This is a genomic window from Kocuria sp. KD4 (genome assembly GCF_011769905.1).
In the GTDB taxonomy this organism is placed as follows: Bacteria; Actinomycetota; Actinomycetes; order Actinomycetales; family Micrococcaceae; genus Kocuria; species Kocuria marina.
Genome location: NZ_CP050449.1, coordinates 691,934 through 704,169, shown reverse-complemented (window position 1 = coordinate 704,169; position 12,236 = coordinate 691,934). Strand labels below are relative to the sequence as shown.

The following is a 12,236-nucleotide window of genomic DNA, read 5'->3' as shown; positions in this document are numbered from 1 at the left end:
CTGGACGGTATGTCCGTTTTCCTTGGTAATCCCCATGTCCTCCCCGTTCGCGGGGTGCCCACGCAGGGGCCGTTGACGGACCGCTTCGGACGTACCGCCACGGACCTGCGCATCTCCCTCACGGACAAGTGCAACCTCCGGTGCACGTACTGCATGCCCGCGGAGGGCATGCAGTGGCTGCCGCGTGAATCATTGCTGACGGTCCCGGAGATCGTGCGCTTGGCCGCCATCGCCGTCTCGGACTTCGGGGTGCGGGAGATCCGACTCACGGGCGGGGAACCGCTCATCCGCCCCGATCTCGAGGAACTCGTGGCCGCCCTGACCGAGCGCATGCCGGGGATCCCCGTGTCCATGACGAGCAACGGCATCGGACTCGCCGGGCGTGCCCAGGCCCTCGCGGACGGCGGGATGACCCGCGTGAATATCTCCCTGGACACCCTATGCGCGGACACCTACGAGAAGCTCGCCCGCCGCGGGCGGCTCACCCAAACGCTCGAGGGCGTGGCTGCCGCCCAGGACGCGGGCATGAGCCCGGTCAAGCTCAATGCCGTCCTGATGCGCGGGGTCAACGACCACGAGGCGCCCGCGCTGCTGCGCTGGGCCCTGGACCACGACTGCGCCCTGCGCTTCATCGAACAGATGCCCCTGGACGCGGACCACGGCTGGACCCGGAAGAACATGGTCACGGCCACCGAGATCCGCGAGTCCCTGTCCCGGGACTTCGACATCACCCCGGACACCGCACCCCGAGCGGGCGCCCCCGCGGAGAAGTACCTCGTGCGGGAACGCGGTCAGGACACCGTGCTGGGGACCGTGGGGATCATCGCGTCCGTCACGGAACCGTTCTGCGAGGACTGCACGCGCACTCGGATCACCGCGGACGGCCACGTGCGCTCGTGTCTGTTCTCCCACCACGAGACGGATCTGATGCACCTGTTGCGCTCGAACGCGACCGACCGGGACATCGCCCAACGCTGGCGCGATGCCATGTGGGTCAAGCCGCGCGCCCACGGGATGGACCACGCGGGCCTCGACTCCGGGGACTACGTCCAGCCCGACCGCAGCATGAGCGCGATCGGGGGTTGAGACCGTGCTCGTGCGTTATTTCGCGGCGGCCGCTGCCGCGGCCGGGACAGAGGAAGAGCACGTGGAGACCACCACGGCGCTGACCCGCTCCGAGCTGCAGCAACTGTTGGTCACCCTGCACCCCGTGGCCCCACCGGGCGAACGCACGTTGGCCCAGGTGTTGCCGCAATGCTCGTGGCTCGTGGACGGTGTGGCCGCCCGGGACCAGGAATCCCCGCTGGCCCCGGCCGCCACGGTGGACGTCCTCCCGCCCTTCGCGGGGGGTTGATCGGATGCCTGGTCCTACCCCACCCGCGTGGAGCAGCGGTCTCGAACCCCTGCACCACGCGGCGCGTGACGCCGCCCGGACCCTCGCACACCGGGCCGGTTCGGCGCTCGCGGACTCCCGGCCCGGCGGCGCGATCGAGATCGTCCCCCTGGACCGGGCGGCGGGTCGCACCGCGGCCCACGACGTCCGCGCGGCATGTTCCGTCCCGCACTACGCCTCGAGCGCGATGGACGGGTACGCGGTCCACGGACCGGGACCGTGGCGCGTCGTCGCCCCGGGCTCCCGTGCGGGGGCATCCGACGGACGGCGACTGGATGATCACCTGGCCGACGGCGCTGCGCCGTCCGCGCCGCTGCCAAGTGCCGCGTCCGCGGTCACGCTTGCGCCCGGCACGGCCGTCCCCGTGGTCACGGGCGGCGTGATCCCGGACAGCACCACCACGGTCATCCGCGAGGAATTCGCAACCCGCCGCGGCGAGCTCCTTGAGCTGTCCCCCGACAGCCCGCGCACGGAACTCGCGGGCAGGCACATTCGCCCGGCCGGAACGGAATGCGCCGAGGGTGAGACCGTGGTGCGGGCGGGCGCCGTGCTCTCCCCCGCGCACGCGGCGTTCCTGGCCGTGGCCGGACGGGACGACGTGCCCGTGTGTACCGTCCCGCGCGTGGCCTTGCTGCTCACGGGTTCCGAGGTGCGCACCAGCGGGCTCCCGGCTCCCGGGTACGTGCGCGATGCGTTCAGCATGTCCCTGCCGCCCATGGTGAAGGCCTTCGGCGGGCGCACGGTCACGGTGCGCCGCGGTCCCGACGACGCCGCGGCGCTGCGTTCCCTGCTCCGCGAACTGAGTACCGAGCACGACCTCGTGGTCACCACGGGTGGCACGTCCCGCTCGCGCGCGGACTTCGTGCGCCCCCTGGTGCAGGACGAGTGCCATGTGCTCGTGGACCAGCTGGACCTCATGCCCGGTCACCCCACATTGTTCGCAGCCGCGCGGGACACTGCCGTGCTCGCGCTGCCCGGCAATCCCCTGGGTGCCATGGTGGCGTTCCTGCTGCTGGGTGGGGCGTTCCTGGCCGGCCACTTGGGCCGCGATGCCCAGCCTTTCGCCCCCGCGATTGCCGGGGAGGATCTGGCCGACGCCCGCTCCGAACGATTGCTACCGGCCCGGCGGCACGAGGACGGCTGGGTGCCGTGCCGCGCGGTGGGCTCCAACATGGTGCGCGGACTCGCCGCGGCGCAAGGGCTGCTGTCCGTGCCCCGGGATGGGCTGGCCCGCGGACAGGAGACCGTGGTGCTGCCCCTGCCGTGGTGAGTGACCGGCCCGGTGGTCAGTGGATGCTGAAGTCCTGCTCCCAGATCGCGGACTGACCGGCGTCCCGGAAGCCTAGCTGGGCGTTGACCCAGTTCATTCGGTCGTTGCCGCTGTGGGTCCACGAGTACACGGTCCGGACCTCGGGGGCCGCGTTCGCGAGCTGCTCGAGGTTGGCGAGCTTGAGCCGCATCCCCAACCGGTGCCCGCGGTGGGTGCGCACCACGAGGGTCTCGTCCTGCAGGGCCAGGGCCGGGCGGTGCTGCGCGAGGATCAGTTCGGTCATCCCCACGAGCTCGCTCGTGCGCACGTCCTGGATCACGGCCATCAGGGACCGGTCGCCGTCCTCCTGACGCAGCTGTTCCGTGCGGCGCACCCGCGCGCCGTCCCACGGGTCCGGGTCCGCCACGATCGGTCGCACGAACGAGTCCGTGGGGATCTTGGCGTGCAGCTGCGCGAGCGGGGCCAGGAGCTCGTCCGGGGCCTCCCCCACCCACGTGTGCAGGCGGTAGTGGTCCGCGAAGGGCACGGCCTCGAGGGATTCGTGGATGCGCGCGGTGCGCTGTTCGTCCAGCGGCACGGGCAGGAGCGCGAAACTGCTGACCGTGCGCAGGGTGTACCCGGCGTGCTGGGCGAAGCGGGTCTGGCGGTGGCTCGCGGGCAGGCGCCCGGAACCATCGGCGGCGTCGAGCCATGGGACGGGAGCCACGGGGCTCGCACCGCCGTCGGCCGTGCCGTCCGCGCTGCCGTCCCCGGGGCCGGAGGGATCGCGCGCCTCGGACGCGGGGTGCTCGGTCACGAGGCGGATGAACCGGCGGGACTCACCCCGCGCAAGTTGCTCCGCAGCACTCAGAAGAGCGCGCCCGATCCCCTCGGAGGTCTCGTCCGGGGCCACATCCACCGCGATCTGCGCCATGTCGGTGTCCGTGATCAGGGGCATCCGCACCTCGGCGCGCCCCACGAGGCGGTCGTCGAGGTACGCGCACAGGATGTTCACGCGCTCGTAGGGGTCGTGCAGGTCCCGGAAGATGTCGTGGGCGCCGTTGCTGAGCTGACCGGTGCCCCACACGTGTCGCCGGGAGGACTGCACGAGCGCGGCCACGCGCCCCAGGACCCGCTGCGCCTCGTCATCGAAGGTGTCGGGGATGCACAACAACTCGATGCGTACCGGTGACGGCTCCGTCACAGTGCTCTCCTTCCGCGCCGCCCGGCCGGGACGGCACCCGGGCGACGGGCCCCGTCCACGGAACCCGGCCTCAAGTACATCAAGAATTCGTAACGGTGTTTCCATCGTCCCACGAAAGAAGGGTCCGGCCGGTGACGGCACGGACCCTTCCCTCGACGGTAGGGAATGCGAGCGTTCCCTCGTTACGTACCCGCGATCACGCCTGGGTGGTGACCTCGGTGGCGCTCGGGTCCACAGGGATGCCCGGGCCGAACGTGGTGGCCACGGTGGCCTTGGTGATGTAACGGCCCTTGGACGCAGCCGGCTTCAGACGAAGCACCTCTTCCAGCGCGGCACCGTAGTTCTCGGCGAGCTTCTGGGCGTCGAAGGACGCCTTGCCGATGATGAAGTGCAGGTTGGAGTGCTTATCCACGCGGAAGTCGATCTTACCGCCCTTGATGTCGGACACGGCCTTGGCCACGTCCATCGTCACGGTGCCGGTCTTGGGGTTCGGCATGAGGTTACGGGGACCCAGGATCTTGCCCAGGCGGCCCACCTTGCCCATCATGTCCGGGGTGGCCACGGCGGCGTCGAAGTCGGTCCAACCGCCCTGGACCTTGGCGATCAGGTCGTCGGAACCCACGAAGTCCGCACCGGCGGCCTCGGCCGCGGCAGCCTTGTCACCGGTTGCGAACACGACCACGCGAGCGGTCTTGCCCGTGCCGTTGGGCAGGTTCACGGTGCCGCGGACCATCTGGTCCGCCTTGCGGGGATCCACACCGAGGCGCATGGACACCTCGACGGTGGAATCGGACTTGCTGTTCTCGGCCAGTTCCTTGGCCAGGGCGACCGCCTCGGCGGGAGCGTAGAACTTGCCCGCCTCGATCTTCTCGGCAGCTGCCCGGTATGCCTTGCTGCGCTTTGCCATCTGCTTGTTCTCCTTGTGCAGTTGTGGTCAGCGGGCCGCGCTCGGCCCTGCCACGATGGTTGTCTTCGGTACGAGCTCGGAAGAGCTCAGTTGACCTCGATGCCCATGGAACGGGCGGTGCCGGCGATGATCTTCGCGGCGGCCTCGACGTCGTTGGCGTTGAGGTCTTCCTTCTTGGTCTCGGCGATCTCACGGACCTGGTCCATGGTGATCTTCCCGACCTTATTGGTGTGGGGGACACCGGAGCCCTTGGCGACGCCGGCGGCCTTCTTGATCAGCTGCGCGGCCGGCGGGGTCTTGGTTACGAACGTGAACGAGCGGTCCTCGTACACGGTGATCTCGACCGGCACGATGTTGCCGCGCTGGGATTCCGTGGCCGCGTTATAGGCCTTGCAGAATTCCATGATGTTGACGCCGTGCTGACCCAGCGCGGGACCCACCGGGGGAGCCGGGTTGGCGGCGCCCGCCTGGATCTGCAGCTTGATCAGGCCTGCGACCTTCTTCTTGGGAGCCATGTGATGGTCCTTCTTCTAGCTGTGCGTACCGCCGCACAGGAGCGTACGACGGCGAGTGGTCGCCGTGGCGCGGCGACCGAACGGAAACACCCCGGACCAAAGCACATCCGAGGCCGGATTCCGAAACCTGATGGGACTAAATCTTGGTGACCTGGTCGAAACTGAGGGTCACGGGGGTCTCGCGTTCGAAGATGGACACAAGCACCACGAGCTGCTGGGATTCCACCTTGATCTCGGAGATCGTGGCCGGGAGGGTCTCGAAGGGGCCCTCCTTCACGATCACGGACTCGCCGACCTCGAAGTCCACGGTGACCTGCTGGGCGCCGCCCTGGGCACCCGCGCCGGAACCGGCGGTCTCGCCCAGGCCCTTCGCCTTTTCGGGGGTCTCGAACGTGGGGGCGAGCATGTCGAAGACCTCGTCCAGGCGCAGCGGCACCGGGTTGTAGGCGTCCTGGCCCACGAAGCCCGTGACACCCGGGGTGTGGCGCACAGCGCCCCAGGAGGCATCCGTGAGGTTCATGCGCACGAGCACGTACCCGGGGATCCGCACGCGGCGCACGGTCTTGCGCTGCGAGTTCTTGATCTCCACGACCTCTTCCATGGGCACCTCGATCTGGAAGATGTCCTCTTCCATGTTGAGGGACTGGATGCGGGTCTCGAGGTTGGTCTTCACACGGTTCTCGTACCCCGCGTACGTGTGGATCACGAACCAGTCGCCCTCTTGGCGGCGCAGCTTGGCCTTAAATTCCACCGCGGGGTCGACGTCGTCCTCGGCGGATTCCGCCGTGGCCACGGCGTCCTCGGTGGGGACGGGCACGGCCTCGCCGTTACCCTCGGCGGCGTCGAGGTCGGCTTCCTGCACGGTGCGCTCGTCGGAGTCCTGCTGCGGATCCGTGGTCTCGGTGGTCTCGGACGTGCTCTGCGCCGACTCGTCCCGCGCAGCGTCCGCCATCAGGGAGTCGAACTGAGCGGGCTGGGTGTCGTCGTTATCGAGCTCGTGATCGGTCACCGGGGATTCCTGCTTTCTGTGGACGTCTGGAAGTGGTGGAAGGACTTACTGGGCCTGGTCGCCGTTCCCGAACAGCCAGATGGCCACCTGACCGAAGCCCAGGTCCAACAGGGAGATCAACACCATCATGAACGCCACGAACGCCAGCACGACCAGGACGAAGTTGACCAGTTCCCGGCGGGACGGGGCGACGACCTTCTTGAGTTCTCCCACGACCTGACGGATAAACAGCCAGATCCGGCCGAAGATCCCACGTTTGTGATCGGAACCGGCAGGTTGACCCGGGGTCTGTCCTGTGACGGTGTGCGACATCGGCTCTCCCCTGCGTGAAGCAACTTCTCGGCGGTGGTGTGCGTGCCGTTGTGGGTCCTGAAGCAGGGCAGACAGGACTCGAACCTGCAACCTGCGGTTTTGGAGACCGCTGCGCTACCAATTGCGCCACTGCCCTTCGACACCGCGCCGCAGCCGTGCGCGACACGAAATCCGGTGCCCGAGCCTATCATCGGCCCGTCATCCCGCCGTCGGGAGTCCATCCCGGGGCAGAGCGCACCGCACTGGTGGCGGCACCAACAGACCATGGTACGCGCCCGCCGCGTCCCGTGCAAAGCAAGGGTCCGGCCACCTAAGCTGGGAGTGGTGTCCGCGTCCCCGGTCGGACCCCGGGCCCGTCAGGTTCCCGTACGGATCCGTGCGCGGGCCAGTGAGAGGCCCGCCCGCCGGGACGACCCGGTCAGTCCAAGCAGCCCAGTCAGCCCAGGAGAAATGATCACCATGTCACCAGCGCAGCAGCGCATCTCGCATCGGATCTCGGCGATCGCGGAGTCCGCGACCCTCGCCGTGGACGCCAAGGCCAAGGCCCTCAAGGCCGAGGGGCGGCCGGTGATCGGCTTCGGCGCGGGTGAACCGGACTTCGCGACCCCCGACTACATCGTGGATGCCGCCGCCGAGGCCCTCCAGGACCCCAAGAACTTCCGCTACTCCCCCGCCGCGGGACTGCCCGAGCTGCGTTCAGCGATCGCGAAAGCCACGCAGCGCGACAGCGGATGGGCCGTGGAGCCCTCCCAGGTGCTCGTGACCAACGGCGGCAAGCAGGCCGTGTACCAGGCGTTCCAGACGGTCGTGGACGAAGGCGACGACGTCCTGCTGCCCGCCCCATATTGGACCACCTACCCTGAAGCCATCCGACTGGCCGGCGGCAACCCCGTGGAGGTCTTCGCGGGTGCGGACCAGGAGTACAAGGTCACGCCCGAACAACTTGAGGCCGCATACACGGAGCACACCAAGGCCCTGTTGTTCTGCTCGCCCTCCAACCCCACGGGTGCGGTCTACACCGCCGAGGAGACCCGGGCCGTGGGTGAATGGGCCGCGGCCAAGGGCATCTTCGTGATCAGCGACGAGATTTACCAGCACCTCACGTACGACGACGTGGAGTTCACCTCCATGGCCCGCGCCGTGCCCGAGCTGCACGAGAGCCTCATCCTGCTCAACGGCGTGGCCAAGACCTACGCGATGACCGGGTGGCGTGTGGGCTGGCTGGTTGGTCCCGCAGACGTCGTGAAGGCCGCGACCAACCTGCAGTCGCACCTGAGTTCCAACGTGAACAACGTGGCCCAGCGCGCGGCCCTGGCCGCCCTGAACGGGCCCATGGACCAGGTGGAGCGCATGCGCGAGGCCTTCGACCGGCGTCGTCGCACGATCGTGGACGGGCTCAACGCGATCGACGGCGTGGTGTGCCCCACCCCCACCGGTGCGTTCTACGCGTACCCAGACATCACGGCGCTGTTGGGCCGCGAGTTCGCGGGCGTCACGCCCACCACGAGCGCGGAGCTCGCGGAACTGATCCTCGAGAAGGCCGAGGTGGCAGTGGTCCCGGGTGAGGCCTTCGGCCCGTCCGGGTACCTGCGCCTGTCCTACGCCCTGGGCGACGACGATCTCGCCGAGGGCCTGTCCCGTCTGCAGAACTTCCTGGGAGGCACCGAATGAGCGTCAAAGAGACCTTGCACGAGCTAAACGAATTGCTGCCCTCCGCCGTGGCCATGCCCAGCTCGGCTGTGGTGGCCGGCGGACTGATCGGCGGTTACGCGGTGGCCCGTTTCACGGGGGTGCGCGCCCTGGGCGGCGCGGTCCTGCTCGCGAAGGGCGTGGTCGCCGGGCGCACGTGGTACCGCTCCGCGGGACCCGCCACGACCGCGGGCCTGAGCGTGCTGTACCTCGCCGGGTTCGGACTGTCCCACCCGCTGGCCAAGAAGATCGGCGCGTGGCCCTCGGTGTTCACCGTGGCCGCTGTCAACGCCGCGGCGTCGTGGGCGCTCGTGGACCGGCACAACTTCCGGGGCGAGACCGCCTGAGGCCCCCGCGCGGACGCACCCTCCCCAGCGCACGCACCCCCGACGGCGGATGACCGCTGTCGGGGGTGCTGCTCGTTCAGGGGCGCTGTTCGTGCGGGGAGCGACATCCGTTCAGACGGCGCGGCCCGTTCGGGGAGCGCCGTCCGCACGGATGATCAGTGCGCGGATTCCCGGGCCGAGCGGCGTTGTGCGACGACGGCGACCGCGAGATCCGCCGCGAGCAACGCCACGAGCGAGATGCCCAGCAGCGGCACGAACAGCCCCGCGCCGAGACCCACCACGAGCAGCAGCGCACCGCCGCGGGGGTACGGGGCCGAAACCCGCGCCCGCGGTGCTCGGCGTGCTCGTCCCCGACACCCTGCCGCTGTGCGGACCCCGGCAGGGCCGTGGACACCTTGGGGGCGGTCCAGTGCAACGCGCTGCGCAGTTGCGAGACGTTCTCCCCCGCGTGCGCGGACCACGTGAGTCCCAACGACGCGAGAAACAGGAAATCGAGGGCCAGCCACACGCCCGTGGCCGTGTGGCACGACCGGGTCCGGCGATACGCATGGGCCTCCCCCGGTCGCGGGACCAGGGTGACCCGGGCGCAGCGGCCCCGCCCCACGCGGCGTCGGTGCAGCACCACGAGCACGATCCTGCTCACGGCCATGACACCCAGCCACGAGGCCGCGAGTTCGCTGTAGAGCCGCCCGGGCTCACCCAGCAGCAGGTCCCGGTACAACCGGTCGATCGTGGTGCGCAGCGGCAGAGTGCAGTCTTTGCAGCAGGGCCATGAACCAGGCGTGGGAGGGGCGCGCACGGGTGACCACGCGCGCGGGGGCGGGAGGGGTAGGCCAGGGGGACGGGGCGCAGGGCGTGACACGACACGAGCGCCGGGGCCACGAGTGCGAGAGCGCTGAAGAACACACGCGCGGCGGCGTGCGCGAGCCGCCGTCACCCGTCCTCCGCGTGCCGCACGAGCACGAAGGTGAGGGCGGCCGCGGCCACGTGGGCCCTCACCATGGGGTCGTGACCCATGGCCGCCGGATCGGGAGGCACGAGGGACTGGGCGTCCGTGAGGTGCGGGGACGGGGCGTGGGCGTGCAGGGCGTGGGCCGTCCCGATCACGTGGGAGGGCGACCCCGCGGCATGACCGCCCAGCGAGAACGGCGCGTGGAAGGGCAGCTGGCTCAGCGCCACGACACACGCGGTTCGTACGGCGCCGAGACGCCGCCCGGCGAGAAGCACGCACACGAGCCCCGCGATCGAGAGGGTCAACGCCAGGAGGGCCATGTTCGGCGGGTTCGGATCCACCGCGTAGTGGGACGTGGCCTCGCACAGGGTGGATGCGCCAGCGGCCGCCCAGCCACGAATCAATCAGGCCGGGCGGCTCACGGGGGTGGAACCAACCATGGACGCTTCCGGGGGACGGCGGGAGGAGCCGGGTATCAGTCGTCCACGGCGTCGCGGCCGCGGCGCACGATCAGCGGGTCTGGCGGGTACACCACGGAGGTGTCCTTGTCCTCGTAGTCGAACTGGTTGAGGAAGAAGCGCATGGCGTTGAGGCGGGCGCGCTTCTTGTCGTTGGACTTGATGGTGATCCACGGGGCGTGGTCCGTGTCCGTGCGGCGGAAGGTCTCCTCCTTGGCCACGGTGTAGTCCTCCCAGCGGTCCAGGGACGCGAGGTCCATGGGCGAGAGCTTCCAGCGGCGCACCGGGTCGATCTGGCGGATCGCAAAGCGCGTGCGCTGCTCGTGCTGCGTCACCGAGAACCAGAACTTGGTCAGGTGGATCCCCGAGTCCACGAGCATCTTCTCGAACACGGGCGCCTGCAGCATGAAGCTCTCGTACTGCTCGTCCGTGCAAAAGCCCATCACGCGCTCCACGTTGCCGCGGTTGTACCACGAGCGGTCGAACAGCACGATCTCACCGTTGGTGGGCAGGTGCTGGATGTAGCGCTGGAAGTACCACTGGCCCTGCTCGCGGTCCGAGGGCTTGTTCAGGGCCACCACGCGGGCGGCGCGGGGGTTGAGGTGCTCGGTGAAACGCTTGATGGTCCCGCCCTTGCCCGCGGCGTCCCGACCCTCGAACACGATCACGTGTTTGAGGTCGTTGTCCTGACCCCAGTACTGAAACTTCAACAGTTCGATCTGCAACTGGTACTTCTCGAGCTCATAGTCCTCGCGGGACATCCGCTCGTCGTACGGGTACCCCTCCCGCCACGTCTCCACCGCGCTTCCACCCGGGTCGATCAGATCGGGGTCCGGGGACTGCCCGTCCCGCACGGTGTAACCCTGGTCCACGAGCTTGTCGATGAACTCGCGCAGGTTCTCCCGGGCCGGTTCTTGCTGGGCGGTCATAACGTCCTCCTGGTGGCCTGACATCGCGAACGGCGTGTTCACAGATCCTCCCCCGATCTTAGTTGTCCACATTAACCACGGGTGGACGGGACCCGCCATGTGCCGCGCATCCGTTTATCCGGTGTCCCGGGCAACGCCGAGCGCGCGTTACTAGGATGGAAAGGGAACAACGATACGACACGACAGAGGGGAACTGAGGCACACATGCGAATCGGGCTCATGACCAGCGGCGGGGACTGCCCCGGACTCAACGCGGTGATCCGCGGCGCGGTGTTACACGGCATCAAATCTTTCGATCACGAGTTCGTGGGCTTCCGGGACGGCTGGCGCGGCGTCGTCGAAGGGGACATCATCGACTTGCCGCGGCAGAGTGTACGCGGCCTCGCGCGCCAGGGCGGGACCATCCTGGGCACCTCGCGCACCAACCCCTTCGACGGCCCCCAGGGCGGTCCCGAGAACATCGCCAAGGTCCTGGAGCGTCACGGGATCGACGCCGTGGTCGCGATCGGCGGCGAAGGCACCCTGGCCGGCGCCAAGCGGCTCGCGGATGCGGGGCTGCCCGTGGTGGGCGTGCCCAAGACCATCGACAACGACCTGCAGGCCACCGACTTCACGTTCGGTTTCGACACCGCGGTCTCGATCGCAACGGATGCGATGGACCGGCTGCGCACCACCGGCGAATCGCATCACCGGTGCATGGTCGCGGAGGTCATGGGCCGCCACGTGGGCTGGATCGCGCTGCACTCCGGCATGGCCGCCGGCGCGCACGCCATCCTGATCCCCGAATTCCGGGAGTCCATGGAGCAGGTTTCCGAGTGGGTCCGTGAGGTCCACGAGCGTGGCCGCTCACCGCTCGTCGTCGTGGCGGAGGGCTTCATCCCCGACGACCGCGAGGAGGCCATCGCGGGCAAGGGCACCGAGGCGTCCGGGCGCCCGCGGCTGGGGGGCATCGGGGACTTCGTGACGCGGGAGATCGAGGAGAACACCGGCATCGAGACCCGCAACACGATCCTGGGTCACATCCAGCGCGGTGGCGCGCCCACCGGCTTCGACCGTGTCCTGGCCACGCGACTGGGGATCGCCGCCGTGGGGATGGCCACCGAGAAGCAGTGGGGCAAGATGTGCGCGCTGCGCGGCACGGACGTGGTGCGCGTGGACTTCTCCGAGGCGCTCGACGGGCTCAAGGTGGTACCGCAGGACCGCTATGACGAGGCCAAGGTGCTGTTCGGTCGCTGAGCCCCGACTCGTGGTGACGCCCCGTTCCCCTCGGAG

The 12,236-nt window shown here is 69.2% G+C and carries 14 protein-coding genes and 1 tRNA gene; 6 read left to right on the top strand and 9 right to left on the bottom strand.

Features of this window, described 5'->3' with window-relative positions:
- Positions 1-9: 9 nt before the first annotated feature.
- The 3 genes from moaA to HBK84_RS03215 are packed head-to-tail and all read left to right on the top strand — an operon-like array spanning position 10 to position 2,663.
- Positions 10-1,086 (top strand): GTP 3',8-cyclase MoaA, encoded by a 1,077-nt coding sequence (gene moaA / locus HBK84_RS03225; RefSeq protein WP_167318177.1) that lies wholly within the window; start codon positions 10-12, stop codon positions 1,084-1,086.
- Positions 1,087-1,090: 4 nt separating this feature from the next.
- Positions 1,091-1,354: a MoaD/ThiS family protein gene (locus HBK84_RS03220; RefSeq protein WP_064845233.1), complete on the top strand. Its 264-nt coding sequence runs from the start codon at positions 1,091-1,093 to the stop codon at positions 1,352-1,354.
- A gap of 4 nt (positions 1,355-1,358) precedes the next feature.
- The gene (locus HBK84_RS03215; RefSeq protein WP_167318176.1) at positions 1,359-2,663 is read left to right on the top strand and encodes a molybdopterin molybdotransferase MoeA; all 1,305 of its coding nucleotides are present in this window, start codon (positions 1,359-1,361) and stop codon (positions 2,661-2,663) included.
- Positions 2,664-2,679: 16 nt separating this feature from the next.
- Here HBK84_RS03215 and HBK84_RS03210 read toward each other — a convergent pair whose 3' ends face one another.
- The 6 genes from HBK84_RS03210 to HBK84_RS03185 all read right to left on the bottom strand — a co-directional run bounded on the left by HBK84_RS03210 (position 2,680) and on the right by HBK84_RS03185 (position 6,725).
- Positions 2,680-3,846 carry a GNAT family N-acetyltransferase gene (locus tag HBK84_RS03210; protein ID WP_167318175.1) on the bottom strand — a complete coding sequence of 389 codons (1,167 nt, stop codon included), beginning with the start codon at positions 3,844-3,846 and terminating at the stop codon, positions 2,680-2,682.
- Between the two features lie 196 nt (positions 3,847-4,042).
- Positions 4,043-4,753, bottom strand: a complete 711-nt coding sequence (gene rplA, locus HBK84_RS03205) for a 50S ribosomal protein L1 (RefSeq protein WP_167318174.1) — start codon at positions 4,751-4,753, stop codon at positions 4,043-4,045.
- Positions 4,754-4,839: 86 nt separating this feature from the next.
- Positions 4,840-5,268: a 50S ribosomal protein L11 gene (rplK, locus tag HBK84_RS03200; RefSeq protein WP_035959909.1), complete on the bottom strand. Its 429-nt coding sequence runs from the start codon at positions 5,266-5,268 to the stop codon at positions 4,840-4,842.
- Positions 5,269-5,404: 136 nt separating this feature from the next.
- Complete coding sequence (gene nusG / locus HBK84_RS03195) at positions 5,405-6,277, bottom strand: transcription termination/antitermination protein NusG (RefSeq protein ID WP_167318173.1); 873 nt, start codon at positions 6,275-6,277, stop codon at positions 5,405-5,407.
- Positions 6,278-6,322: 45 nt separating this feature from the next.
- Complete coding sequence (gene secE, locus HBK84_RS03190; RefSeq protein ID WP_064845237.1) at positions 6,323-6,589, bottom strand: preprotein translocase subunit SecE; 267 nt, start codon at positions 6,587-6,589, stop codon at positions 6,323-6,325.
- 63 nt (positions 6,590-6,652) lie between these two features.
- A tRNA-Trp gene (locus HBK84_RS03185) sits at positions 6,653-6,725 on the bottom strand.
- 323 nt (positions 6,726-7,048) lie between these two features.
- Between HBK84_RS03185 and HBK84_RS03180 the strand changes: the two genes are divergently transcribed.
- Both HBK84_RS03180 and HBK84_RS03175 read left to right on the top strand, forming a co-directional pair.
- Positions 7,049-8,260, top strand: a complete 1,212-nt coding sequence (locus HBK84_RS03180) for a pyridoxal phosphate-dependent aminotransferase (protein ID WP_167318172.1) — start codon at positions 7,049-7,051, stop codon at positions 8,258-8,260.
- A complete protein-coding gene (locus tag HBK84_RS03175; RefSeq protein ID WP_144931497.1) occupies positions 8,257-8,625 on the top strand; it encodes a hypothetical protein in 369 nt (122 codons plus the stop codon). The genes HBK84_RS03180 and HBK84_RS03175 overlap by 4 nt, the downstream gene beginning before the upstream one ends.
- Positions 8,626-8,701: 76 nt before the next feature.
- Here HBK84_RS03175 and HBK84_RS03170 read toward each other — a convergent pair whose 3' ends face one another.
- From HBK84_RS03170 to ppk2, 3 genes are all read right to left on the bottom strand, one after another.
- Positions 8,702-9,562 (bottom strand): PepSY domain-containing protein, encoded by an 861-nt coding sequence (locus HBK84_RS03170; RefSeq protein WP_370520581.1) that lies wholly within the window; start codon positions 9,560-9,562, stop codon positions 8,702-8,704.
- The gene (locus HBK84_RS03165) at positions 9,559-9,981 is read right to left on the bottom strand and encodes a hypothetical protein (RefSeq protein WP_167318170.1); all 423 of its coding nucleotides are present in this window, start codon (positions 9,979-9,981) and stop codon (positions 9,559-9,561) included. The genes HBK84_RS03170 and HBK84_RS03165 overlap by 4 nt, the downstream gene beginning before the upstream one ends.
- Positions 9,982-10,052: 71 nt before the next feature.
- On the bottom strand, positions 10,053-10,964 hold the full coding sequence (ppk2, locus tag HBK84_RS03160; RefSeq protein WP_172644385.1) for a polyphosphate kinase 2: 912 nt from the start codon (positions 10,962-10,964) through the stop codon (positions 10,053-10,055).
- A 204-nt stretch (positions 10,965-11,168) separates the two neighbouring features.
- Here ppk2 and HBK84_RS03155 point away from each other — a divergent pair, with 204 nt between their 5' ends.
- Complete coding sequence (locus HBK84_RS03155) at positions 11,169-12,200, top strand: 6-phosphofructokinase (protein ID WP_085108437.1); 1,032 nt, start codon at positions 11,169-11,171, stop codon at positions 12,198-12,200.
- Positions 12,201-12,236: the final 36 nt, after the last annotated feature.

Excerpts from the sequence above, each read along its gene's own strand:
- secE (WP_064845237.1), bottom strand. The coding sequence starts at position 6,589 with ATGTCGCACACCGTCACAGGACAGACCCCGGGTCAACCTGCCGGTTCC.
- HBK84_RS03175 (WP_144931497.1), top strand. The coding sequence starts at position 8,257 with ATGAGCGTCAAAGAGACCTTGCACGAGCTAAACGAATTGCTGCCCTCC.
- HBK84_RS03155 (WP_085108437.1), top strand. The coding sequence starts at position 11,169 with ATGCGAATCGGGCTCATGACCAGCGGCGGGGACTGCCCCGGACTCAAC.
- HBK84_RS03180 (WP_167318172.1), top strand. The coding sequence starts at position 7,049 with ATGTCACCAGCGCAGCAGCGCATCTCGCATCGGATCTCGGCGATCGCG.
- ppk2 (WP_172644385.1), bottom strand. The coding sequence starts at position 10,964 with ATGACCGCCCAGCAAGAACCGGCCCGGGAGAACCTGCGCGAGTTCATC.
- HBK84_RS03215 (WP_167318176.1), top strand. The coding sequence starts at position 1,359 with ATGCCTGGTCCTACCCCACCCGCGTGGAGCAGCGGTCTCGAACCCCTG.
- rplK (WP_035959909.1), bottom strand. The coding sequence starts at position 5,268 with ATGGCTCCCAAGAAGAAGGTCGCAGGCCTGATCAAGCTGCAGATCCAG.
- rplA (WP_167318174.1), bottom strand. The coding sequence starts at position 4,753 with ATGGCAAAGCGCAGCAAGGCATACCGGGCAGCTGCCGAGAAGATCGAG.
- moaA (WP_167318177.1), top strand. The coding sequence starts at position 10 with ATGTCCGTTTTCCTTGGTAATCCCCATGTCCTCCCCGTTCGCGGGGTG.